This window comes from Cohnella ginsengisoli, from assembly GCF_029525555.1.
GTDB classification, from domain to species: domain Bacteria; phylum Bacillota; class Bacilli; order Paenibacillales; family Paenibacillaceae; genus Cohnella; species Cohnella ginsengisoli.
Window position 1 is genome coordinate 26,119 of sequence record NZ_JAPDHZ010000004.1, and the last position, 24,406, is coordinate 50,524.

22 protein-coding genes and 4 pseudogenes are annotated in these 24,406 nt (G+C 60.5%); 21 read left to right on the top strand and 5 right to left on the bottom strand.

Features of this window, described 5'->3' with window-relative positions:
* Window positions 1-43 precede the first annotated feature (43 nt).
* The 8 genes and pseudogenes from OMP38_RS21105 to pstB form a co-directional block, all read left to right on the top strand.
* Window positions 44-2,305, top strand: a pseudogene (locus OMP38_RS21105) (family 78 glycoside hydrolase catalytic domain); the annotation flags it as partial.
* A 19-nt stretch (window positions 2,306-2,324) separates the two neighbouring features.
* Window positions 2,325-2,708 carry an alpha-L-rhamnosidase C-terminal domain-containing protein gene (locus tag OMP38_RS36105; RefSeq protein ID WP_420869715.1) on the top strand — a complete coding sequence of 128 codons (384 nt, stop codon included), beginning with the start codon at window positions 2,325-2,327 and terminating at the stop codon, window positions 2,706-2,708.
* Window positions 2,709-2,920: 212 nt separating this feature from the next.
* Entirely contained in the window at window positions 2,921-5,365 is a 2,445-nt protein-coding gene (locus tag OMP38_RS21110) for a beta-mannosidase (protein ID WP_277566917.1), read from the top strand.
* Between the two features lie 258 nt (window positions 5,366-5,623).
* A complete protein-coding gene (locus tag OMP38_RS21115; protein WP_277566918.1) occupies window positions 5,624-7,042 on the top strand; it encodes a stalk domain-containing protein in 1,419 nt (472 codons plus the stop codon).
* Window positions 7,043-7,075: 33 nt separating this feature from the next.
* A complete protein-coding gene (locus OMP38_RS21120; protein WP_277566919.1) occupies window positions 7,076-7,930 on the top strand; it encodes a phosphate ABC transporter substrate-binding protein in 855 nt (284 codons plus the stop codon).
* Between the two features lie 114 nt (window positions 7,931-8,044).
* Window positions 8,045-8,998, top strand: coding sequence for a phosphate ABC transporter permease subunit PstC (pstC, locus tag OMP38_RS21125; protein ID WP_420869733.1), 954 nt, complete (start codon window positions 8,045-8,047; stop codon window positions 8,996-8,998).
* Between the two features lie 122 nt (window positions 8,999-9,120).
* The gene (pstA, locus tag OMP38_RS21130; protein ID WP_277567607.1) at window positions 9,121-9,948 is read left to right on the top strand and encodes a phosphate ABC transporter permease PstA; all 828 of its coding nucleotides are present in this window, start codon (window positions 9,121-9,123) and stop codon (window positions 9,946-9,948) included.
* A gap of 63 nt (window positions 9,949-10,011) precedes the next feature.
* Window positions 10,012-10,777 (top strand): annotated as a pseudogene (gene pstB, locus OMP38_RS21135) (phosphate ABC transporter ATP-binding protein PstB).
* A 702-nt stretch (window positions 10,778-11,479) separates the two neighbouring features.
* Here the strand turns inward: pstB and OMP38_RS21140 are convergent.
* Window positions 11,480-12,980, bottom strand: a pseudogene (locus OMP38_RS21140) (IMP dehydrogenase).
* A gap of 174 nt (window positions 12,981-13,154) precedes the next feature.
* Here OMP38_RS21140 and OMP38_RS21145 point away from each other — a divergent pair.
* Entirely contained in the window at window positions 13,155-13,961 is an 807-nt protein-coding gene (locus OMP38_RS21145; protein WP_277566921.1) for an alpha/beta hydrolase, read from the top strand.
* A gap of 76 nt (window positions 13,962-14,037) precedes the next feature.
* Here OMP38_RS21145 and OMP38_RS21150 read toward each other — a convergent pair whose 3' ends face one another.
* Entirely contained in the window at window positions 14,038-14,898 is an 861-nt protein-coding gene (locus tag OMP38_RS21150; RefSeq protein WP_277566922.1) for an alpha/beta fold hydrolase, read from the bottom strand.
* Window positions 14,899-15,134: 236 nt separating this feature from the next.
* Here OMP38_RS21150 and OMP38_RS36110 point away from each other — a divergent pair.
* Both OMP38_RS36110 and OMP38_RS21160 read left to right on the top strand, forming a co-directional pair.
* Window positions 15,135-15,543, top strand: a pseudogene (locus tag OMP38_RS36110) (phage holin family protein).
* A 147-nt stretch (window positions 15,544-15,690) separates the two neighbouring features.
* On the top strand, window positions 15,691-16,086 hold the full coding sequence (locus OMP38_RS21160; RefSeq protein ID WP_277566923.1) for a cupredoxin domain-containing protein: 396 nt from the start codon (window positions 15,691-15,693) through the stop codon (window positions 16,084-16,086).
* 74 nt (window positions 16,087-16,160) lie between these two features.
* Here OMP38_RS21160 and OMP38_RS21165 read toward each other — a convergent pair whose 3' ends face one another.
* Window positions 16,161-16,412, bottom strand: a complete 252-nt coding sequence (locus OMP38_RS21165) for a hypothetical protein (RefSeq protein WP_277566924.1) — start codon at window positions 16,410-16,412, stop codon at window positions 16,161-16,163.
* Window positions 16,413-16,530: 118 nt separating this feature from the next.
* Here OMP38_RS21165 and OMP38_RS21170 point away from each other — a divergent pair, with 118 nt between their 5' ends.
* The 10 genes from OMP38_RS21170 to OMP38_RS21215 all read left to right on the top strand — a co-directional run bounded on the left by OMP38_RS21170 (window position 16,531) and on the right by OMP38_RS21215 (window position 22,290).
* Window positions 16,531-16,818: a Dabb family protein gene (locus OMP38_RS21170; RefSeq protein ID WP_277566925.1), complete on the top strand. Its 288-nt coding sequence runs from the start codon at window positions 16,531-16,533 to the stop codon at window positions 16,816-16,818.
* Window positions 16,819-16,830: 12 nt separating this feature from the next.
* Window positions 16,831-16,968: a hypothetical protein gene (locus OMP38_RS21175; RefSeq protein ID WP_277566926.1), complete on the top strand. Its 138-nt coding sequence runs from the start codon at window positions 16,831-16,833 to the stop codon at window positions 16,966-16,968.
* A 10-nt stretch (window positions 16,969-16,978) separates the two neighbouring features.
* Window positions 16,979-17,419: a DUF86 domain-containing protein gene (locus tag OMP38_RS21180; protein ID WP_277566927.1), complete on the top strand. Its 441-nt coding sequence runs from the start codon at window positions 16,979-16,981 to the stop codon at window positions 17,417-17,419.
* A 102-nt stretch (window positions 17,420-17,521) separates the two neighbouring features.
* Window positions 17,522-18,187: a helix-turn-helix transcriptional regulator gene (locus OMP38_RS21185; RefSeq protein ID WP_277566928.1), complete on the top strand. Its 666-nt coding sequence runs from the start codon at window positions 17,522-17,524 to the stop codon at window positions 18,185-18,187.
* Window positions 18,188-18,463: 276 nt separating this feature from the next.
* Window positions 18,464-18,880: a hypothetical protein gene (locus OMP38_RS21190; RefSeq protein WP_277566929.1), complete on the top strand. Its 417-nt coding sequence runs from the start codon at window positions 18,464-18,466 to the stop codon at window positions 18,878-18,880.
* A gap of 76 nt (window positions 18,881-18,956) precedes the next feature.
* Complete coding sequence (locus tag OMP38_RS21195; protein ID WP_277566930.1) at window positions 18,957-19,238, top strand: YtxH domain-containing protein; 282 nt, start codon at window positions 18,957-18,959, stop codon at window positions 19,236-19,238.
* A 169-nt stretch (window positions 19,239-19,407) separates the two neighbouring features.
* On the top strand, window positions 19,408-20,223 hold the full coding sequence (racE, locus tag OMP38_RS21200) for a glutamate racemase (RefSeq protein ID WP_277566931.1): 816 nt from the start codon (window positions 19,408-19,410) through the stop codon (window positions 20,221-20,223).
* A gap of 172 nt (window positions 20,224-20,395) precedes the next feature.
* A complete protein-coding gene (locus OMP38_RS21205; protein WP_277566932.1) occupies window positions 20,396-21,619 on the top strand; it encodes a M14 family metallopeptidase in 1,224 nt (407 codons plus the stop codon).
* Between the two features lie 79 nt (window positions 21,620-21,698).
* Window positions 21,699-22,001: an iron-sulfur cluster assembly accessory protein gene (locus OMP38_RS21210; protein WP_277566933.1), complete on the top strand. Its 303-nt coding sequence runs from the start codon at window positions 21,699-21,701 to the stop codon at window positions 21,999-22,001.
* A 28-nt stretch (window positions 22,002-22,029) separates the two neighbouring features.
* Window positions 22,030-22,290 carry a YuzB family protein gene (locus tag OMP38_RS21215; protein ID WP_277567608.1) on the top strand — a complete coding sequence of 87 codons (261 nt, stop codon included), beginning with the start codon at window positions 22,030-22,032 and terminating at the stop codon, window positions 22,288-22,290.
* A gap of 19 nt (window positions 22,291-22,309) precedes the next feature.
* Here OMP38_RS21215 and OMP38_RS21220 read toward each other — a convergent pair whose 3' ends face one another.
* Together OMP38_RS21220 and OMP38_RS21225 are read right to left on the bottom strand one after the other, a co-directional pair.
* A complete protein-coding gene (locus OMP38_RS21220; protein WP_277566934.1) occupies window positions 22,310-23,992 on the bottom strand; it encodes an LTA synthase family protein in 1,683 nt (560 codons plus the stop codon).
* A gap of 40 nt (window positions 23,993-24,032) precedes the next feature.
* Window positions 24,033-24,344 (bottom strand): hypothetical protein, encoded by a 312-nt coding sequence (locus tag OMP38_RS21225; protein ID WP_277566935.1) that lies wholly within the window; start codon window positions 24,342-24,344, stop codon window positions 24,033-24,035.
* Between the last annotated feature and the right edge of the window lie 62 nt (window positions 24,345-24,406).

Below are 24,406 nucleotides of genomic sequence, written 5' to 3' on the forward strand. Positions count from 1 at the left end.
ATAAGATGAAGGCGGTTGCATGAAAAGCGAGAGGAGCTCGAAAATGCCGCTCTTGATCAAGGAAACGACTTGCGAATATAAGCGCTGCCCGCTCGGCATAGACACGCCGCACCCGCGGCTGTCTTGGAAGCTGGAAAGCGAAAAACGCGGAGAAGTCCAAACCGGGTACCGGATCCAAGTTTCGGCAGGCGAAGCGGATTTTGACGAACCGCTGTGGGATTCCGGCCGCGTAGAGAGCGAGGTGTCCGTGCTGGTCGCATATACCGGTCCGGGGCTGCGCTCGCGGACGAAGTATTATTATCGGGTAAAGGCGTGGGGCCGCGACGGGACGGAATCGGCTTGGAGCGAGACCGCCTGGTGGGAGACGGCGCTGCTGTCGGCGGACGAATGGCGGGCGAACTGGATCGGGGCGGACACCGCCGTGCTGGACCCCGACGATGAAGCGTCGCCGCTGCTGCGCAAAACGTTCGAGCTCGACGGCGAGATCGCGACGGCGCGCATCTATGCGACGGCGGCCGGCTTGTACGAGCTGTATGTGAACGGCGAGCGGGTCGGCGAGGATCTGATGGCGCCCGGCTGGACGAGTTACGCCAAGCGCCTGCAGTACCAGACGTACGACGTGACGCATTCGCTCTCCCAAGGCGTCAACGCGATCGGCATCGCCTTGGGCAATGGCTGGTACAAGAGCGAATTAGCCAAAAAAAACAATCATTACGGCAACCGACGGGCGGTATTATTGCAGCTGCATGTTGTCTTCGCGGACGGGAGCGAACGCGTCGTCGTCACCGATCCGTCCTGGAAGGCGTCGACGGGCGGCATCCGATTCTCGGAGATTTACCACGGGGAAACATTCGATGCGAGGCTTGAACCCGCCGAATGGCGTACGGCCGGATTCGACGATTCGTCGTGGCATGCGGCGACGGCGGCCGAGCCGGGGACAGGTCGTCTTGTGGCGCAGGAAAATTGGCCGGTTCGCGTGACGGAGCGGCTCCTCCCCGTCGCGCAGCTGCGGACGCCGGCGGGCGATACGGTGCTGGATTACGGCCAGAATCTGGTCGGCCGCGTACGGCTGCGACTGAACGTGCCCGCAGGGACGACGATCAGGCTCAAGCATGCGGAAATCCTGGATCGCGACGGCAACGTGTATTTCGGCAATCTCAGGGCCGCTCGGCAAGAGCTCGTCTATACGGCTTCTGGCGAAGCGGGCGAAACGTATGCCGCCGCGTTTACCTTTTTCGGCTTCCGCTACGTGCAGGTGGAAGGGTATCCCGGCCAAGACGAGGCGGGGCTGCCCTTCGAGGCGTTCGAAGCCGAGGTCGTCCATTCCGACATGCCGGAGACGGGCCGATTCGAATGCTCGAACGAGCTGATCAATCGGCTGAATCTCAACATTCGCTGGGGACAGCGGGGCAACTTCCTCGACGTGCCGACCGATTGTCCGCAGCGCGACGAGCGGCTCGGCTGGACGGGCGACGCGCAAGTTTTCGTGCGGACGGCGGCCTTTCTTTATCAGGTCGGACCGTTTTTCGCCAAGTGGCTCCGCGATCTGGCGGCCGACCAACATCCGGACGGGGGCGTGCCGTTCGTCATTCCGAACGTGCTTCAGGGCCACTCCTCGGCGGCATGGGGCGACGCGGCCGTCATTTGTCCGTGGACGATCTATCAATGCTACGGAGACAAGCGACTCCTCGAAGAGCAGTTCGATAGCATGAAGGCATGGATCGAATACATGCGCGCGCAGGGCGAAGACGAATATTTGTGGAATACGGGCTTCCACTTCGGCGATTGGCTGGGGCTGGACGCCAAGGAGAACAGCTACATCGGCGCCACGCCGAAGGACTTCATCGCGACCGCGTATTATGCCTATTCGACACGTTTGGTCCGCGACGCGGCCGTCGTGCTGGGCAAGGCTTCTGACGTGCGTTATTTCGGCGAGCTCTATCATCGCGTATGTGAGGCGTTCCGGCGCGAGTTCGTCACGCCAGGCGGCAGGCTCGCGGCGCCTACGCAGACCGCTCATGCGCTGGCGCTTGTCTTCGGGCTGGTCGAAGGCGAGGTGAAGAAGCGGGTCGCCCGCGAGCTGAACGAGCTGGTCGCGAAGAACGACCATCATCTGACGACCGGGTTCGTCGGCACGCCGTATCTTTGCTTTGCGCTGTCGGACAACGGCTATCACGATACGGCATTGAAGCTGCTCATGCAAGAGAGCTATCCGTCCTGGCTGTATTCGGTCAAGCAGGGCGCCACGACGATCTGGGAGCATTGGGACGGCGTGAAGCCGGACGGAACGTTCTGGAGCGAGCACATGAACTCCTACAACCATTATGCCTACGGCGCGATCGGCGACTGGCTGTACCGCCGCGTCGCCGGCCTGGACGCGGGAGACGGAGGAACGGCGTACCGGGACATCCGCATCGCGCCGCTGTTCGGGGGGATCGGAACTGAGCGATGCGGCAGCGACGCTCGAATCGCCGTATGGCACGATTCATTCGGGATGGCGCCGCATGGACGGCGAGATCGCGCTCGACGTGACGCTGCCGGCCGGCACCTCCGCCACGGTACGTTTGCCGGCCCCGGATGTCGATCGCGTCCTTGTTGACGGCAAGCCGGCCGCCGCTTCGGAAGACGCGGCGGTCCTGCATGCCGGGGAAGGATTCGTGGAACTGAGAATCGGCTCGGGTCGATACGTATTGACCTGCCCGGCATGAGGAGAGGGCGGCCAACGCTTTAAACCGTTCATGACGATTTGCCCCCCGCGCGGCAGCCGGGGGCGTTTTCTAGTTTCTATCCATTTGTAAACTACTATTTCGAATTAAATAGTCAAATTACAATAACAATTAGCCTAAACTTTAAGGGTCGAATACGGTACAATAGGGCAAGAATAAGATTATCGAACCTATCGGGATTAGGAGCAATCGACATGACCACGTTGTTGTTGAACGGAAGCTGGGAGCTCTCGAACGGGCGCACCGGCGATCGCTATCAGGCTGCGGTGCCTGGATTCGTGCAAAAGGATCTGATGGAGCAGGGCGTGCTTGCCAATGAATTCGATACCTTGTTCGAGCCGAAAATCGAGTGGGTCGAATTCGACGACTGGACTTACGCCCGCGAATTCGCGTTAGGGGAAGACGAATTGTCGCGCGACGCGATCGAGCTGGTGCTGGAGGGCGTCGACACCTACGCCGAAGTGACGCTTAACGGTCAAGTTCTCGGCTCGACCGAAAATATGTTTATCGCTTACCGTTTCGATATCAAAGGCATCGCGCAGGCGCAAAACAAGCTATCGATCCGCATCGCTTCGCCGACGAAGACGCTGAAGGAGAAGGAGGCCGCGTTCGGCGAGCCGCTGAACCTGTGGAACGGCATTCCCGCTCGGCTATTCGGCCGCAAAGCGCAATACGGCTACGGCTGGGATTGGGGCGCCAAGGTCGTGACGGTCGGCATTCACAAGCCGGTGTCGATCGAAGCCTACGACGTCGTACGGACGGATGGCCTCGGCTATGCGATCACGCATCTGACGGATCGCAAGGCGATCGTGAACGCGTCGTTCAAATTATCCGCAGCCGGCCCGGAAGCTGTGGAGGCCGCGCTCCGCTATCGGATCTTCGAAGGCGAGACGGTCGTCGCCGAGCGGACCGAGCGGGTCAGCCTGGACCCGGGCGCCGGCGCGTACGAAGCGGCGCTGGAGATCTCGCAGCCGAAGCGCTGGTACCCGCTCGGGCACGGCGAGCAGGCGCTATACAGGCTGGAAGCTTCGGTGCTGGACGAGGGCGGGGAAGCGGTCGCGACGATGTCCCGCGCCGTCGGCCTGCGCGAGATTCGCATCGACATGCCTTACGACAAGCAAGGGCGCAAATTCATCATCCAGGTGAACGGCATTCCCGTTCTGTGCAAGGGGATCAACTGGATCCCGCTCAAGCTGTTCCCGAATCTCGATACCAAGGAAGAATACGAGGTCGAGATCGAGCGAATCGCGGCAGCCAACATGAACATGATTCGCGTCTGGGGCGGCGGCACGTACGAGAACCACGACTTCTTCGACGCCTGCGACCGTCTCGGCGTCATGGTGTGGCAGGACTTTATGTTCGCGTGCGGCGACTATCCGGACGACGACGCGTTCAGCGCGCTCGTGCGCAAGGAAGCCGACTATGTCATCTCCGAGTTCGGCAGCCATCCGAGCATCGTGCTCTGGTGCGGCAACAACGAAAACCAGGTGTTCGTCGAGCGCAGCCGCGCCCGCCGTTTGCACGGCTACGGCGAGAAGCTTTACTTCGAGGTGCTGCACGACGCCTGCGCGGTCGACACGCTGCGTCCGTACTGGCCATCGAGCCCGTACTCGCTCACGTTCGACCACACGAAGCTGGAAGGCAACTACGGCGACCTGCACTCCTGGTTCGTGTGGGGACAGACGCATCCGTACGAGGAGTACCGCGAGGTAAACGGCCGGTTCCTGTCCGAGTTCGGCATGCAGTCCTATCCTTCGACTCTCCTGCTGAACATGGTCGATCCGAGCTGCACGCTGCGCGATCCGAAGCTGGACGCCATGCAGAAGGCCCCGAACGGCATTCAGCGTTTGTTCTATTACACGGTCGGCGATTACAAGCTGCCTGCGTCGAAGGACGACTTCGTGTACGTCAACCAGCTTTTGCAGGCCAATGCGCTTCGATTCGGCGTCGAGCACTGGGTGTCCCGGATGCCGGACACGTCAGGCGCGCTCATCTGGCAGTGGAGCGACCTGTGGCCGTCCATAAGCTGGGCGCTCGTCGACTACGCCAAGGTTCACAAGCCATCCTATTTTTATATGAAACGCAGCTTCCAATCGCCCAATGCGTACGCCAAGATCGCGCCGGGCCAGGACGAGGCCGAGCTGTACCTGATTCACGATCACGGCGACTTCGATGGTCGCATCGTCATCGAGTTCTACGATCTGGACACGGATAGCGTCGTACAGTCCGTCGTGAACGAGGTGAAGGGCACGGGTCACCGGTCGACGCTGGTCGGCACGTTTTCCGTGGCGGGCTTCGATCCCGCGCGGACGGTCGTCTGCGTGAACTTGTATCAAGGCGATACGCGCTTGGCCGCGAACACGTACCTGCTGGGCAAGCCGCATCAGCTCGCGCTGAAGCCGGCTGCCGTCCAAGTGACGCAGGAGACGCTGGCGAACGGCGATACGCGCTTCGCGCTGACGACCGATGCGTTCGCCAAGGACGTCGCACTGGTCGACCTGCCGGGGACGCTATCGGACAACTACTTCGACCTGCGCGCGGGCGAAAAGCGGGAAATCGTGCTCAAAGGCGGGCTGCCGGAGGGCGCGAAGGTCAAAGCCGCCTGCTTGAACCAAGTGAAGACGCTCGACTACGTCTAATCGAAACGCGCCATTGAAACGCGGCATACCGAAAACAGGCCGATTCGGCCCGGTCAAGTCCCGGAGATGCTCCCGCAAGGGAGATATCGCCGGGACTTTTTTGTATGGAATTTGCAACAGAAGTCCCGAGTTCGCCCGAATTGATAACGCGCGGAAAAATTTACATATCCAAAATATAGGCCGCCATCCCGGTTTACAAAACCTGCCTATAATGAGTAACAGATCAATCAAAAGAAGGGTGACTGGGCGCACATGGTGATGAAGAAAGCAATCGCGGCAACGATTCTGGCAGCGGCTTTGGGAACGGCGGCGGCAGGAACGGCAGGCGCAGCACAACCGAGCTCGGCGACCGCTTCCAAAGCGGTAACGGCAAAAGCCGTAGCGCTGACGGTCAAGCAATCCGTATTCGTCGTCAACTACAACGACGCGCAAATCCGCACGGTGTTGTCGAACGGCGAGACGCTGGTCTCGGTACGCGATCTGAGCGCTGCGATCGGCGCTAAGCTGTCGGCGGTAAACGGCTACACGACGCTTACGCTGGATTCGCATACCTTTGCTTTTAAGACGGGGGTCAAGCAAGCATCGGTCGACGGCAACATCATCAATTTAAATCAAGCGGCGAAGGTGCTGGACGGAACGGCATTCGTAGCGGTCAAGCCGGTTGTACAGGCCCTTGGCGGCACGATGGCGCTGAAGGACGGCAAGCTCGCGATCAACACGATCAAGCTGCTCGCAGGCGGCGACAACGCGCGCTTCGTGAACGCAAGCCAAGCGATCGTCTCCGTAGAGACGGACGCGAAGCGCACGGACTATCTGGTGGACGTGGCGACCGGCAAATCGGCCGAGCTGCTCTCTTCCGAAGGCGGTTCGGACCTGATCGTCGCTCCGGGCGGCGCCAAGGCAGCTTACACGGACGCTGAAGGCGCCGTGTACGTGATCGACCTGGCGAGCAAGCAAGCGAAGCAGATCACGGCCGACACGTCGATCAAGACCGAGCTCGTATGGTCCGCCGACGGCTCCGCGATCTACTTCCTCCAAGGCGATAAAGGTTCGGTCATCGCGAAGGTAGACGTCGCAACGGGCACGATCTCGAAGGTTGTAGAGGACAAGGTCGATTATAAGTCCGCGCTGTCCGTCTCGCCCGACGGCAAGAAGTTCGCGTACCTGGTCACGACGCCGCCGAAGGCGACCGCCGACGGCACGGATCTGGACAAGGACACGGTCGCCATCGACGCGAGCGGCGAACAGGTACAAGTGAACCTGTTCGATACGACGGCCGAAAAGCCGGCCGCGGTCGCGCTGACCTCGGCGAAGGACGACAAGCTGTTCGTGGTCTCTCCCGACGGCAGCACGGTTTACTATGTAAGCGTGGCGGACGAAAACGCAAACGCCACGGTCGCATCGGTCGACAAGGACAAGAAGACGGCTACCCTGTTGGCCGAAGGCGACGTAGAAGAGCTCGTCCTGTCCGACGGCAAGCTGTACGTCTTGACCGCAATCAGCGATGCCGAGTCCGGGATCTATGAAGTCGATCCGGCGACGGCATCCAAAAAACTGCTGTACAACGTGTCCGCTTCTGCATCCGGACTTGCCGTGAACGGATCGCAAATCATCATCGCCCTTGAAGACGGCCTGTACGTGAATGCGAACGGCACTTGGAAACCGGTCACCCGCTAATTTTTCCCAAATACGAGAGGAGCACTTATTCCCATGAAAAAATGGTTCAAACCCGCCGCGCTGATCGCGCTTGCGGTCTCCCTGACGGCCGGCGGCGCTTCCGTCGCGTCCGCGGCTAGCTCGCTTAAAGGCAAGATTGTCATCAACGGCTCGTCGGCGCTGCTGCCGCTGACGCTGCAAGCGAAAAGCGAATTCCAGAAGCTGAACCCGAAGGTCAAGATCTCGGCGTCCGCGGTCAGCTCCATCGCAGGTCCCCAATCGGTCCGCAAGGGCATCGCCGACATCGGCGCGGTAGACTGGGATGCATCCGTCGACGTGCCAGGTTTCAAGAAATTCGACGGCCAAGTGGCCAACCCGGTCGCCGTCACGGTATTCGCGGCCGTCGTTAACAAAAACGTGAGCGTCAGCAATCTGACGACCAAGCAACTGCAAGACATTTTCTCCGGCAAGGTCACGAACTGGAAGGACGTCGGCGGCTCGGACGCTAACATCGTCGTCGTCAACCGCAAGTTCGGCTCCGGTACCCGCGTTAACTTCCAACTGAAGGCGCTGGGCGGCCAAGACTTTATGACGAAGGGCGACAACTACAAGGAAACGGGCTCGAGCGGCGACATGAAGACCGCGATCGAAACGACGCCTAACGCCATCGGTTACATCGACTTGCCTTACGTGACCGACAAGATGAAGGCTCTGTCGATCAACGGCGCCGCGCCGACCGAGAAAAACGTGTTGAACGGCACGTATAAGGTATGGGGCATCGGCTACTTCATGACGAAGGGCCAGCCGACGGGCGCAACCAAGGCATTTATCGAGTACATTCAAAGTGCGAAGTTCCAAAACGGCTCGCTGAAGAAGCTGAAGTTCATTCCGCTGGCAGCCGTCAAGTAATAAAAGCAAAACCGATCGTATCACGCCATCAAGCCGGCTGCAGCGTCAAAGCGCTTAAGGCCGGCTTTTTCTTTACGTTTTCACCTGGGAGAGGAGATTCGTCCTATGCTTGAGATGAACGCGCAAAGCCGCGTCATCGCGCCGGCGGAGCTGGGCAACAGCTTGCGCCAAGCCGGCGGCGATCCGCTTGACCGCAGATCCCGGCTGAGATTTTTCAATTCGACGTTTAAGGTCGTCTGCGTATCCGCGGCCGTATTCGTTTGCCTCGTCCTGTTCGGCATTTTGATCTTGATGTTCAGGACGGGCGTCATGACGTTCGAAACGGTTTCGTTCAAACAATTTTTCTTCTCGACCAATTGGGACCCCGAAAACGGACATTTCGGCGCGCTGCTTTTCATATTCGGCACGTTCGCCTTGACCGCACTTACGCTTGTGCTTGCCGTCCCGGTCGCCGTCCTGATCGCCGTATTCCTGGCGGAGATCACGCCGGTATGGCTGCGCGGGGCGCTGCGCCCCATCATGGACCTGCTCGTGGGCATCCCGTCCGTCGTCTACGGCTACCTGGGACTGACGATTCTGATCCCGATGCTCCGCGAATTGACTGGACGCGATCTGGCAGACGGACTGCTCGCCGCCGCGATCGTGCTGGCGATCATGGTGCTGCCGACCATCGCCCGCATCAGCGACGACGCGATCTCAGCCGTTCCGAAAAAATACAGGGATGCCTCGTACGCGCTAGGCTCGACGCGCTTCCAGACGATCTTCCGCGTCGTGCTGCCCGCCGCGCGCAGCGGCATCGTCTACGCGGTCATCCTCGGCATGGCGCGCGCGATCGGCGAGACGATGGCCGTCGTCATGGTCATCGGCAACACGCCGCAGCTCGCCGACAGCCTCTTCACGCCGACCGCCGTGCTGACGAGCAACATCGTCATGCAGATTACGAGCGTCGAATTCGACTCGACCTGGAACTATGCGCTATACCTGATGGGCTTCCTTCTGCTCGCGATCTCGCTGCTGCTGATCGTCGCGGTTCGGCTGCTGCAGAAGAAGGGAGCGAAGGCATCGTGAGCGACTCTTCCAAAAACGGCGCGCCGATCGCGCCGGTACCCGGCTCCACCACGGGAACCGCGGCAGTTCTCCGTGCGAATGCGTTCGCGAGATCGTCGAGCTCCGCCGCAAGAAACGACCGGATATTCAACGTGTTCGTCTGGGCGTTGGGCATTATCGTCATCCTGTTTATTCTCGGCCTGCTGTTCATGCTGCTGCGCAAGGGACTGCCGAATTTGACCTGGGACTTCCTGACCGGATTGCCCAGCGAGATCGAAGAAGGCGGAGGGATCGGTCCCGCGCTGTTCAACTCGTTTTATATCCTGTTCCTGTCGCTCGCGATCTCGATCCCGCTCGGCATGGCCGCGGGAATCTATCTGGCGGAGTTCGCGCCGGATAACCGCTTCATCGGTTTTATCCGCATTTGCGTCGAAGGCTTGTCCTCGGTCCCGTCGATCATCTTCGGCCTGTTCGGCATCTCGCTGTTCGTGGACATTTTCCAGCTCGATCTGACGATACTCGGCGGCGCGGTCAGTCTTGCTTTCTTGAACCTGCCGATGCTGACGCGCGTGACCGAAGAGTCGCTGCGTTCGGTACCTACGGAGCTGAAGAACGCCTCGTTCGCGCTTGGCTCCACGCATCTTCAGACGATCCGCACCGTGCTCATCCCGGTCGCCCTGAATGGCATTATTACCGGCATCTGCCTGACCGCCGGACGCGCATTCGGCGAGAGCGCCGTCATTATCTTGACCGCAGGGGTCACCACTTCGGGCGAGCTTTGGGACTTCAACCTGCTGTCGCCCGGCGAGACGCTCGCCGTGCATCTGTGGTACGTCCAATCCGAAGCGATCGTCCCGGACGCCGGCGACATCGCGCAAAAAGCGACGGCCGTGCTGATCATGATCGTATTGGCGATCAACCTCGTATTCCGCGTGCCGCTCTGGATAAAGGCGCGCAGGATGAAGGGCTAGCCCTATTTCGGCTGGAATTATCCAATCGGACTTATCGTAGTCATCGTAGTCAAGGAGGAATATATCGTGCAAGCAACGGCGCTTATCGAAATCAACAAGCTGAATTTATTCTACGGCGCTTTTCAGGCGCTGAAGCAGGTGTCCCTGGAAATCCCGCAGCGGGCGATTACCGCTTTTATCGGCCCTTCGGGCTGCGGCAAGTCGACGCTGCTCCGTACGCTGAACCGGATGAACGACATGATCCCCGGCGCTCGGGTGGAGGGCAGCATCGAGATCGGCGGGACCGATATTTACGGCGGAGACGTGCACGTGGAGACACTGCGCAAAAAAAGTCGGCATGGTGTTCCAGCAGCCGAACCCGTTTCCCAAGTCGATCTACGACAATGTCGCCTACGGGCCGCGTCTGCACGGCATCACCAAACGCCGCGAGCTTGACGAGATCGTCGAGAGCAGCCTGCGCTCCGCGGCGCTCTGGAACGAGGTCAAAGATCACCTGAAGCGCTCCGCGCTCAGCCTCTCGGGCGGTCAGCAGCAGCGCCTGTGCATCGCCCGCGCGCTCGCGGTCGGACCCGACGTGCTGCTCATGGATGAAGCGACGTCGGCGCTCGATCCGATCTCCACGATCAAGATCGAGGAGCTTGCGCAGGAGCTGAAGGACCGCTACACGATCGTCATGGTTACCCACAACATGCATCAGGCCGCTCGCGTTTCCCACCAGACCGTCTTCTTCTTGAACGGGGAAGTCGTGGAGTACAGCGCAACGGAGAAGCTCTTTTCCGATCCGTCCGACCAGCGGACGGAGGACTATATCAGCGGGCGGTTCGGCTGATCTCGGCTTCATACGTGCGGTTTCAACTCAAGGCGAAGTAGAGCCTTGGGTTTTTCTTTTATAAGAAGCTATTCTTACGGGGAGAGAACGGACGCGAGGCCGGTAGCGCGCGGAGCGCCAAGAAGCATAGGGCGTTGGACCGATGCTCGCCGCAGGCTAGTACGCTTGTTTCGCTCGCTCATGCCATTATCCCGTTCACTCAGGCGGCGCATTTCCTCGATTTGTTATATCTATCGGTGCGGACTTTAGGTGAGAGGGTCGTGCGCTCAGACGATAGCGCTGGTGCCATCCTGCAGGATGTAAATCGTCCAAGGCTGGTAGGGTGTTTATTTGCGAGCTATCGTGCAAAGTGCATGATAGATCGTCTTCTCAGCGAAATCCAGCATTTTCCGTTGAGAATCCTGCACTTTTGCGCGTTAGGCGAAACGGCTTGTGAGCGTTGATCTCGATCGTGTACTTTTGCACGATAGCTAGTCCGGAATTTTCGGCTTAAAAAGAACCAATTCTGCAAAAGGATATCATCCTAAGTCAAAAGGCGTATGCAACAGCAAATAGTCTCATCCTGAGCGAACGGGATAATGGCATGCATTAGAAAAAGCCGCATCGTTCGCAGCGAAGGCAGGCGATTATGGCGGGGCTCATTCGTTATAAATGAAATGGGCCCGCGCTCCGTCGCCGGAGTGCGGGCCGATCTCGTGCGTATCAGTCCCCGGACAAGCCGGTTTCCTTGATCATAACGTCGTGCGCGCCGCCCTCGACGAGGCTGGTCGCGGAGACGAGCGTGATGCGGGCCTCGCGATGCAGCTCGGGGATGCTGATCGCTCCGCAGTTGCACATGGTGGACTTGATTTTGCCGAGCGTCTTGTCCAGGTTCTCCTGCAGGCCGCCCGCGTATGGCACGTACGAGTCGACGCCTTCCTCGAACAGCAGGTTTTCCTTGCCGCCACTGTCGTATCGCTGCCAATTGCGCGCGCGGTTCGAGCCTTCGCCCCAGAATTCCTTCACGAAGTTGTTGCCGACCTTCAGCTTGCGCGTCGGACTCTCGTCGAACCTGGCGAAGTAACGGCCCATCATGACGAAGTCGGCGCCCATGGCCAGCGCGAGCGTGATGTGGTAATCGTGCACGATCCCGCCGTCGGAACAGAGGGGGACGTAGATGCCGGTCTCCTGATAATAACGGTCGCGTTCCTCGGCGACCTCGATCAGCGCGGAAGCCTGGCCGCGGCCGATGCCTTTTTTGCTCGCGGGTGATGCAGATGGAGCCGCCGCCGATCCCGACTTTAACGAAGTCGGCGCCTGCCTCTACCAGATACCTGAAGCCTTCGCGGTCGACGATATTGCCGGCGCCGACAGGGATGTCGAAGTTCGACTTAATATATTCGATCGTATCGCGCTGCCATTCGCTGTAGCCGTCGGAGGCATCGATGACGAGGATGTCCGCGCCGGCCGCTACGAGGGCGGGCACGCGCTCTTTATAGTCGCGGGTGTTGATGCCTGCGCCGACGACGTAGCTCTTGTTGGCGTCGAGCAGTTGAAGGGGATATTCTTTGTGGGCGTCGTAATCTTTGCGGAAAACGAGGTGCTCGAGCCGCTGCGACTCGTCCACGACCGGCAGGACGTTGAGCTTGTGCTCCCAAATGAGGTCGTTCGCTTCGGGAAGCGAGATGCCCGAGCGTCCGCAGACGAGCGAAGCGTAGGGCGTCATAAAAGATCGAATCGGTTTGTCGGACGGATCGCGGCTGTCGCGGTAATCGCGGCTCGTGACGATGCCAAGCAGCTTGCCCCGCGGCGTGCCGTCGTCCGTGATCGCGACGGTAGAATGTCCCGTCGATGCCTTGAGCGCCTTGACGTCGGCGAGCGTATGATCCGGCGTGAGGTTGGAGCGGCTCGCGACGAAGCCGGCCTTGAACGATTTGACTTTGCCGACCATGCTGGCTTGCTCGGTGACGGGCTGGGAACCGAAGATGAACGAGATGCCGCCGCTGCGGGCGAGGGCGACCGCCATCGCGTTGTCGGAGACGGACTGCATGACGGCGGAGGAGAAGGGGATGTTGAGCGACAGGCGAGGCTGCTCGCCGCGGCCGTGCTTGACGATTGGCGTTCGAAGCGATACCCGTTCGGTCGTGCATTCGCGCCGCGTTAAGTTCGGGATCAGCAAATATTCGCTGAACGTGCGCGAAGGTTCGGTATAATATTTGGCCACTGTCTATCGTCCTCCCATAGCTCTCGCTCGATAAATTTTAACAATAGTAGCACGAGCGCGCGGGCTTGGCAACGGATGATTGCGAATCGCGGGTAATCTATCGGCAAACGCAGGACAGTGTGATAGGATATAGGGTGACGAAAGACGATTCTTTTTTCAATCGAGGTGCGAAAAATGTCAGCGCTTACCCCAGAAGAACGGCTGCTCTGGCCGGATGGAGCTCCATACGCCAAAGGCGACACGCCGGAGGACCGGCCCGCTTTGTTTCCTTATTTGCTCGATGGGACCGGCCATCCGGTCGTCATCGTGGCGCCGGGCGGCGGCTACGGCATGCGGGCCGACCACGAAGGAGAGCCGATCGCGAAGTGGCTTAACGGCCTTGGCATCTCCGCCTTCGTGCTCCGTTACCGCGTCGCGCCGTACAAGCACCCTGCGCCGCTTACCGACGCACTGCGCGCTGTCCGTACGGTGCGCGCCCGCGCCTCGGAGTTTGGCATCGACGCGGGGCGCATCGGCCTGTTGGGCTTCTCGGCGGGCGGACATCTGGTCGCATCGGCCGGCACCCAGTGGGAGGGGCCGAATCCGGAAGCGTCGGACGAGACCGATCGCGTATCCGACCGGCCGGACCTGATCGTGCTCTGTTACCCCGTGATCACGCTCCGGGATCCGCACACGCACGCGGGCAGCCGCCAGAACCTGCTCGGCGAGTCGCCTGAAGCGGCGCTCGTGGACGCGATGTCCGCGGAGCTCCGCGTGACGTCCGAGACGCCGCCGGCCTTCTTGTGGCACACGTCCGACGACGCCGCGGTACCGGTCGAGAACAGCCTCCTGTTCGCCGCGGCGCTGCGCGAGAAAGGCGTGCCGTTCGACCTGCACGTTTACAGCAGCGGGGTGCATGGCATCGGCCTGGCGGAGGACCATCCGTTCGCCTCCGGCTGGACGTCGGCCGCCGCGGCCTGGCTGAAGACGCAAGGGTTTTAATTGGCGTTACGATCGTCAAAAGAAGGCTTGGTCCGGCCTATCCGGACCAAGCCTTCTTTATGCGGCGAATCCGCCGTTATAGAATCGGCGTCTGCTCCGGCGTTACCTCGATCGGCTCGGGCACGATGAGCGTATCCGCGAGAAACGCCGTCAGCCGCTCGCTGAACAACTGGCGCTCGTCGAACAGCATTGCGTGCCCGCTGTCCTCGAAACGGTGGAGCGTCGAGCCCGGAATGAGACGGTGCATCTCTTCGCCAAGCTCGAAGGGACAGATCTCGTCCTGAACGCCGTGGAAAATCGCCGTAGGGACACGGATGAGAGGAAGATCCTCCCGCAGGTCCTCCGTGCGCAGCGACTCGAGCGCCTTGTAAGTGCCGACGGCTGAAGCTTCGAAGGCAAGCGACTGCAGCCATGAGGCCATGCCCGAGCTCGGCTTGGCCGCCGTCAGCATTTTGCCGAATTGGGCGGCGAGCGCCGGCCGGTCCGCGTACGCCTGAAGGATCATGTCGTCGACCTTGTCGGGCGGCGTGCCGAGGACGAAGTCTTCGCGCTGCACGAACGAAGGCGCGGCTGCACCGGCCAGCACCAATTTGGAGATGCCGTGTCCCGAATGGCGGGCCATGTACCGCGCGGCGACCGCGCCACCAAGCGAAAAGCCGACGAGCGTCGCGCCGGTTATGCCGAGACGGTCGACAACGGCTTTGACGTCGTCCGCCAGGCTGCAATAATTGTAGCCGTCCCAGGACGCGTCGGACTTGCCGAAGCCGCGCAGATCGATGCCGATGCACCGGTAGCCGAGCCTAGGCAGCTCCATGAATTGATATTCGAACATTTTGTGATTGAGCGGCCAGCCGTGAAGGAAAATGACGGGCGTGCCAGCTCCGATATCCTCGACGTAAATACGGACGCCTTGCTCGCTTTCCACGTAATGCGACATCGCGATCCCTCCTGCTCTGATTGAACTCCGCTAGCGAATCGGCGAGGCTCGAGACCCGTTGACAGCGGTCCGTTCAAATGTCCTTACCCTCGTCTTGGCAACCTCACGCTGAAGCGCGGATCAAGACATGTTCAAGAGGGACGATGCCGCCTCGGGTCTTGTCCCGCGCGCATACGCTGTACGGAGTCTGCCGGCGGATCCCGGACGAACGTACGGCTCGGGGGGGAGGGAAGGGGATGTCTTGGACGTTGAACTGCGCGGTTGCCGTGGCCGGCTCGGTGCTGACTTTCGCATTCGGCATGTGGAGCGAAGCGCTGACGCTGCTAGTCGTCGCGATGGGCGTCGATTATGTGACGGGCGTGTACGCGGCAGTCCGGTCCGGTCCCGGCCTGAACAGTCGGACGGGCTTCAGGGGATTGGCTAAAAAAAGGCTTGATGCTGCTCGTGCTGCTCGTTTGCCATCGCATCGACCAATTGCTGGGCATGAACGCCGTGATGGGAGGCGCGACTTATTTTTATTTGGCGAACGAACTGATCTCCATCATAGAAAACTGCGGCCGGCTCGGCTTGCCGCTTCCGGAGCGGTTGAAGCAGGCTGTTCAGATCTTGAAAAGCAAAAGCAAGGACGATGATTTAAAATCGTAAAAATGGCAAAAATTATTAACGGATCGTTCATTAAATTGTCAAAAGTGAAAAAAAGTTGACGCTTTCACGTCGTCAATAGTTGAGTTGAAGCGCCCCTTTTAGGTAATATAAGAGGTAGACATTTCGAGGAAGCAGGGGGGAGCAACGATGTTTAAATGGATCATGCCGGCATTGCTTGTCGTGGCCTGTCTTTTTGCTGTGTACCTCTTGGCTAACGATCTGCCGGCGAAGCCCGAGAGCGAGGACGCAGGTTTGGCCGAAGGCCAGGAATTGCTGAAGATCACCGCGACATCGGCAGGGTACAAGTTCGACCAAGCGGAGTATCACGTGAAGGCCGGCACCAACTACAAGATCAAATTTTCGAACAAGCTTGGCGTGCACGGCGCGGGTATCGAAGCTGCCGGCCTTGAGCTGAGCGCCGACAAGCCGGAAGCGGACTATACGTTCCCCGAGAGCGACAAGGGCAAGACGATCGAGCTGCACTGCACCATCATGTGCGGACAAGGCCACTCGACGATGAAGTCCACGATCGTCGTCGAATAACGATCCTTGCGCAAAGGAGAAAGGAGCCGTTGCCGGCTCCTTTTTTTCATAAGGCAGTTTGCCCGCGGCGACCGTCAGGCGCTTCTTCGCCGGTAGAGCTTTGCGATCAAGTAGTCGCAAACCGCTCCGATGACGGCGTAGCTGAGCACGGTGAGCGCGTACATACCCATCACGCTGACCTTATGAATGTCGCCGAACAGCTCCACGAACCAGATGGGCACGCTGAACATGAACAAAAAGGCGTTGTGGGGATCGTATCCCGTCGCGTTGAACAAGCATAGCGCAAGTCCGATCACCGTGAACACGATCGTATAAGTGAGCCGCATGACCTGCCTCCTTCCGCGGCGTCCAGCGAGAATGCGTATAGTATGCGCGTCGCGCCGGGCGGACATGCGGGATAGCCGGACGGATCCATGCGCACAATCCAGAAAGGGGACAAAAAAAATGCTGACCCATATCGTATTGTTTAAATTGAAGGACCGCAGCCCCGAGAGCGTCGCCAAGACGGCGGCGGTGCTCCGCAACATGGAAGGGAAGATCGAACAGCTGCTGTCGATCGAGGTCGGCACGGACGTCGTTCATTCCGAGCGTTCCTACGACGTTTCGCTCGTGACGAAGTTCGCCTCCCTTGAGGACATGCAGGCGTACCAGGTGCATCCCGAGCACAAAAAGGTCATCGAGCATATGACGGTCGCTCGCGAAGCGCAAGCCGTCGTCGATTACGAGAGCTAAGGGGCGGAAGCATTGAATACGACGACCGACTCCGGCGCCGGCGATCTGTACGAAATGATGACTTATCTGCTGGTGATCATCATCAGCGCGTTGATCATGGTCTATTGGCTCCGGCGCAAAGGCCGCAAAAAGCGCGGCAAGAAAGATTGAGGGTGATGGCATGTACTACGTGAACAGAGAAGCGATCGCGAGCCGGCTGCGCTGCGTGCCGGATTTGGGCGACGCATCGTCCGGACTCGCGGCTTCATGGCAAGGCGATCTGTTGCAGGGGCTGGCGCAAGAGCGATGCCTGCATCTGGCGCTCGAGATCGTGACGGACGTCGGCAGCTTCCTCATCGACGGCTTCATGATGCGCGACGCGGGCAGCTACGAGGATATCGTCGGCGTCATCGGCGGCGAAGGGGTGATCGGCGAACGCTTGGCCGAGCGTCTGCGCGCGCTCGTATCGCTTCGCAGGCCGCTCGTCCAGGACTACGACCTGTGGCAACGGCAGCAGCTTCATCCGCTTACGGGCGAGCTTAAGGAGCTGTTGGATTCGTTTTCCGAATCGGTAAAACAATACTTGACCAGCGAGCTCGATCCTTGGGAGCAGCCTCGTTGACGAGGATTGGCAATTTACGCTGCCCGCTTATTCCTATACAATAGGAGCATAAGCGGGCGGCTTTTTTGGTTTGGCGCCGTTCGCACGTGGGAGGAGAGGCCTATGCTGCCGCACGAAGACGGAAGGACAACACGCCAGCAGCTGCTTCAGACGCTCCGTACGGGCGGGGGCGGCAGCATCGCCTCGCTCTCGCAGGCGCTGTCGATCACGGAGATGGGCGTCCGCCGCCACGTGCAGGCGCTGGAGCGCGAGGGACTCGTCGAAGCCGAGACGGTTAAGCAAGCGATGGGCAGGCCCGTTTCCATCTACCGACTGACGCCGCGCGCGGACGATCTGTTTCCCAAAAACTATCCGCAGCTCGCGCTGGATCTGCTCGGAGAGCTCGATGACGAGCCCGCGGGCGAGGCGATCATCGGCCGCATGTTCGCGGGACGCCGCGACAAGCTCATCGCCAGGCACAAGTCGGCGATGGCCGGCGCGACGCTCGAGGAGCGGGTGGCCGAGCTGGCCGCGATCCAGCAGGCCGGCGGCTATATGTCCCATTGGGAGCGGGACGGGACGACGGGCGAACGGTTTACGCTGTACGAGTACAACTGCCCGATCGCCCAGGTCGCGGGCAAGTACCGCGAGGCGTGCCGCTGCGAGCAGCAGCTGTTCGAGGCGCTGCTGGGCGCAGAGGTCAAGCGGACCGAATGCATCGCGGACGGCGGGGCGAAATGCGCTTATGCGATCCGGCGTCCGGCGAAGGAACGGGCTGCGACTTCTTAAAATCGCGAATACTGGCACAGACGTAGCCGGCGGAGGCGGTAAAGCTTCCGGCCGGCTTTTTGCTGCGCTGCAGCAGCATATTCTCGCGATTTGCAAGAGGAGGAATGAGCGCTAACGGCGGCGCTGATAGCAGATCCAAGTGGCGACCGAACGGCACGATAAAAATAAAGCTTGTCCGATGTGTCAGGACGGGCCGGATATTCTTATACTGTGTTAAGCGCATGGGCGGATGCCCGGCTTCACGAGCGAAGGTTCGATTCGGAAGGAGGAGAGACGATGGCTTGGACGATCGCAGGATACGCTGCGGCGGTCATGTTTGCGGCCGTGGCGGTCGCGGCGCTGCTCGCAGGGATGTCGGCGGCGCGCGCGCTGAACGCCTGCAGGGAGGCGGCCAAGACGCTGGAGGCGGAGGGCGCCGAATCGCTGCGGCAGATGCGCAGGCTGGCGTCAGGCGCTGCGGAGGCCGCGGAGCTGTGCCGCGGCGCGGCGAGGTCCGCGGCAAGGCTGGCCGAGGGCGGCAGGGCGTTCGGCGAAGCCGCTGCCCGCTCCGCCGAGACTGCGGCGGCCTTCCTGGATGCCTGGCGCGGACGGTTCGTCCGCTGGACGCAGGGCGACGCAGATTCGGCCGACGAGCAAGGCGGCGGATCGTCCCGCGAAGTCTCTCCTTCCGAAGGCGAAGGCAGGACCGGCTGACGCCGCAAGCGCGGATCCGACGCAAGGAACGACGGAATTCGAAAAACGGAGGGATTCACGATGGCAGAACGCAAGGTTGTTAAATCATTCCTTTTTTGGCGCCCTGTCCGGCGCCGCGCTCGGCGCGGCAGCGGCGCTGCTCTTCGCGCCGAAGCCCGGCAAGGAGCTTCGCAAGGATATCGCGGAAACGGCCCAGCTCGTCGGCGCGAAGACGGCCGATCTCGGCAAGGCGGCGGGCAATGCCGCGCAGACGGCGGCGAAGAAGTCCGCGGATTGGGCCGGCGGCGTACGCGCCAAGTTCGCCAAGAAGAGCGCGGAGGAGAGCGCATCCGCATCCGGCGACGCCGAGGCGATCTGACTCAGGATCGCGATCTAAGCTGCAAGTCAGCGCCGTCCGGAGCGTCCGGGCGGCGCCGCTTCATGCCTTGAACCGCATCTGAATATGCGCTAATATGTAGGTACCTTTTGCGCGAAAATCTCATAATTTATCTAGATTCGTCATCTCCTTAGCAGAAAGCGGTGTTCTCGTGCAACAAGCGATCGCAGTCCTGGACTCCGGCGTGGGCGGACTGACAGTCGTCAAAGAAGTGATGCGTCAGCTACCCCGAGAGAAGATTTTATATTTCGGCGATACGGCGCGCACGCCTTACGGGTCCCGCTCAGCCGAGCAAGTGGTCGAATTTACCCGGGAGATTGTCGACTATCTCGTCCAATTCAATCCGAAAATGATCGTCATCGCCTGCAATACGGCAACGGCCGTCGCGCTCGACGATATCACGAGCCGCGTCTCCGTGCCCGTCGTCGGCGTCATCGGTCCCGGCGCGCGCGCCGCGCTCGGACGCACGCGCACGGGCGTCATCGGCGTTATCGGGACGGAGGGCACGATACGCAGCGGCGCCTACGAGGCGGCGCTGAACACGCTGTCGGGCGGCAGCGTCCAAGTCGTCAGCCGCGCTTGTCCGGGCTTCGTGCCGCTCGTGGAGGACGGCAACTTCCGGTCCGAGCGCACGCAGGCGATCGTGGAGTCGTCGCTCGCGCCGCTGCGGGGCAAGCACTTGGACAGCCTGATTCTGGGCTGTACCCATTATCCGTTCCTTGCCGACGCGATATCCGAAGCGATGGGACCGGGCGTCGCGCTCATCAGCTCGGCCGACGAGACCGCCAGAGAGATCCGCTCGATCTTGGAGCGGTCCGGACAGCTTGCGGAGGCGGACGGCACGCCGCTGCACCAGTTTTTTTGCAGCGGGGATCCTGTCAAGTTCCGCGAGATTGCCCAGACCTGGCTCGGCGAGCAGATCCGGCTGACGCCTGTCGTCTGGCAGGTGCCGCATCTCGGCGCATAAGCATGCCAATTACCGAAGCCTTCCGGTCGTCGCTCAGACGGCAGGAAGGCTTCGTTTTTATTTTTCGCCGTCATATCCCTGCCTGCCGCGGCATACAAAAATATACCGCATCGACGCAAGGGGGAAGGCGAGCCTAGCGCTGCGCGCAGCGGACGCAGGGAGGGATCGTAATATGCGCATGGAAGAATACGTGGCAGCGCGCGGGGATACGTACAGGTCGATCGCCCGCGCGGCCCGGGTGGGAATCCGCGAACTCGCCGAAGCCAACCCGCAGCGGCCTGCCGACGAACCGCTCCGCCCAGGAGAGCTGTTGTACGTGCCCGCGGGAACAGCCCATAGGCGCATGTATGTCGTGCAGCCGGGAGATTCGCTGACGGCGATCGCCGAATGGATCGGCTGCGCGGATCGCCGGCTGAGAGAGCTGAATCCGCTGCTGCCCGCGGGAGACGAGCCGGCGCCTGGAACGCGAATCGCGCTGCCTGCGCCGACTTCAGGTCGCATCGTCGTGCCCTCGTCCGCCTACGGGCCGGACCGCGTGGCTGCAGACTTGAAGCGACTGGTTAGCGCGTTTCCGTTCGTAAAGACGGCTACGATCGGGAGCAGCGTCATGGGCAAGCCGATCCTTGCGGCCGGCATCGGGGACGGCCCTTTCCGCTGGCATTTGAACGCGTCCCTCCACGCCAACGAATGGATCACGTCGCTGATCGCGATGCGCTTCCTGGAGGATTACGGCCGGGCTTGCCGCCGCAAAACGCAGATCGGCGGCTTCGACGCGGCCGAGCTGTATCGGCGGACGACGCTGTGGGTCGTGCCGATGGTCAATCCCGACGGCGTCGAGCTCGTGCAGGAGGGGCTGCGGCCGGATCATCCGCTCGCCGCGCGGATCGGCCGCTGGAACCGCGGCTCCGCTTCTTTTCGCAATTGGAAGGCCAACGCCAGAGGCGTCGATTTGAACGACCAATTTCCGGCAGGCTGGGAGGAAGAGCGCTGCCGTCGGGGCGTGCATAGCCCTGCGCCGCGCGACTATAGCGGCGACGCGCCGCTCTCCGAGCCGGAGGCGGCGGCGCTTGCCGAGTTCACGGAGGCGCAAAGCTTCGACGCGGTCATCGCGCTCCACACGCAAGGGGAGGAGATCTATTGGAACTACGGCGGTCTCGAGCCGCCCGAGTCGAAGATCTGGGCGCACCGTCTCGGACTTGCTTCGGGCTATCGGCCCATAGCGCTGACGGGCAGCGACGCGGGTTTTAAGGATTGGTTCATCGCGAAGTATCGCCGGCCTGGATTTACCGTCGAAGCGGGCTGCGGGCGCAATCCGCTGCCGCTTTCGGCATTCGAGGAGATGTACGACGATTGTTTGCGGCTGCTGACGGAAGCGCTGGACTTAAGCCCCGGGTGAATATACAATAGAACATGATCTCCCCGGCGAAGCCTGTCATCCGCAGGGAGGGATGCCGACGATTGGAGTGAATACAATCATGCAATGCAAGATTACGCGCAATGCGGCCAAGATCCTGAAGCTCGAGCTGGACAAGCCGGAGAACGAAGGATTATATCTTCGCGTCCTGATTACGCACAGCCACGGCGATCACGCCCACTACGGCCTGGACATGTCCAAGCCGGCAGCGGACGACGAGATCGTCTCTACAGATAAAGGTATCGACGTCCTGTTGACCAAGGGCGCCGACCTGCTTGACGGCGTCAAGATCGACTATCTCTATTTTCCGCAGGAAGGCTTCGTGATTACGAATCCGAGCAAGGGGAACCATGGCGATCATTGATCGGGCGGCGCCCCCCGAGGTCCGCGTTATTCCAGCCGCGGACCCCAGCGCGGGCCCGAGCCCCAACGACATTCGTATTTGCGACAAATGCAACCATACCCGGGTCAAGACGCTGACGAGCAAGCTGCAGAAGCTGGACCCGGCGGCCGAGATCCGCGTCGGCTGCAAGTCGTACTGCGGCCCTTGCGCCAAGCGGGCGTTTATCTTCATCAACGGCCGGTACATCGCCGCGCCGACCGAAGACGAGGCGCTCGAGAAGATTAAGCCGTTTATCAAGGCCCGCAAATAATGCAAAGAGCGCCCGGCGATTAAATAGCCGAAGCGCTCTTTTTTTTGACCGTGTTTACGCCTAATTGATGGGTCAGTCTTCTTTTTTTAAGTTCGGGCAGCAGATCGTGCTCGACGACGACATCCGATACGCGAAGCTCCCGATCGGCCGCTTCCTTGCCTGCCGTGCATGCGGCCAGGTCCGTCGCCGTGCCGTCCGCGAGCGAGTAGCAGGATCCCGCATCGGCCATGCCGCCGTTCGAAGGCATATAGTACACCTTGCCGTCCGTGAATCCTCCCGTCCGGAAGACGACGGGCTTTTCAGCGGCGGACAGCATGCTGACGCCCATCATCTTGTTCTCTCCCATCGGGATGCCGAGCATCTGCAGGATGGTCGGGGCCGTGTCGAGCTGCCCGACCGCCTTTTCGCTGACGCCGGTATGTTCGTCGCCCGGGAAGTGAATGAAGAAGGGCACTTTGCGAATGATCGCGTCCATCTCTTCGTCGGATAGCGATTTTCCAAGCAGCTGTTCGTACGGCTTTTTGTCGTAGAGCGAGTTGTCGTGGTCTCCGTACATCATGAGCACCGTATTGTCCCACAGTCCTTCATCCTTCAACCGGTCCACGAGCTCTCCGATCGCCGCGTCGACGTAGTGCGCAGCTTTGATATAATCGCCGAAAGTCGTCCCATTGAAGTCGCCGACTTCGAATTCGGTTTTGTAATCGGGCAGATTAAAAGGATGATGGCCGGAAATCGTGATGGCGAATGCGTAGAACGGCGATGCGCCGCGTTCTTTGATCTGATCGACTGTCTGCTGCAGGAACGATTTGTCGCCGATCGACCAACCGAGCGGCTCGTCGTCGTCGAAGTCTTTGATGCTGTAGAACTTGCCGTACTCCATGTTATGGTACATATTGTTGCGGTTCCAGAAGCTGCCGTCGTAGGCATGATGGACCGTCGTGTCGTAGTCCTGGGCATTCAGGATCTCCGGCAGGCAGTTGAAGTCGTGGTCCGCGAACCGGATGAATACGGAACCCGTAGGCATCGGATGGAGTGAGCAGCTAGTCAGAAAGTCGGCGTCCGACGTGCGGCCCTGTCCGGTCTGATGATAGAAGTTGGAGAAATACAGGCTTTTGCCGATCAGCGCGTTCAGGTTCGGGGTAATCTCCTGTCCGCCCACCGATTGGCCGATGAGGAACGATTGAAATGCTTCGGCTTGGATCATGAGAACGTTCTTGCCCTTAGCCGCGCCGAACATCGGCTCCGATTCGGCCTGCTCCTGAAGCAGCTTGCGATCGTCGAACCAGTCCTTCGCTTCTTGAACCTGCGATTCGCTGACGCCGCCGCTGAACCAATGCTCTTTGGCATAGCGGTACGTATCGTAGCCGTGGAATCCAAGCAAGCCGGTCACGTTATAAATCGGAATGTTCCACCAATTGCCGACGAAAAGCCCGCTGGCCCAACCGTTTTTTTGTTGGTTGACGGGTCCTACGATCATGGAAATGCCCAGCGCGAGCAGGAGACCTGCCAGTGCGGTATTCAGCATCAGGCGAGAGCGGGACCTGCTGCGTATTTGTATGCCGACGTTGCGGCGGGCAATCCGCGCCGGGCGCCAGTACCAGCACGCCCATACGGCATACGCGAGAGCTACCGGAATGTCGCACAGCAACACCAGATCCCCGCGATGAACCAGGCTCCAGATGCTGTCTTCAAGCGAGCTCACCTGGTTCGCCTGAAGGAGTACGGGAATGGATATAAAATCTTTAAAGTATCTGAAGTAGACGAGATCCGCGAACAAGATAACGGATAAGACTAAATCCAGCAGGGCCAGCGATACCGCGCGAGCCCGCCTCCCTGAGCCAGACCACCCAGAAGGTCGCGATGACCATGGCGCCGTAGTTGACCTTCCATTTCCATTGGTTCATGCCCCCGACGTTCAGCTGGTGATCGAGCCAATTCAGCTTGTATACGATCGAGAGAACGACCAGCATGGCGCCCCAATAGGGCCAGGAGGCCAGACCGCCGGCCGCCAGCTTGACGCCCTTCGTGGCTGTCGTTCGAAGCTGCGTATTCATAAAATGAAAATTCCTCGCTTTCCGGTTGGACCGAAAGTTCCTTTGCGGGCTCGCCGCTGTCC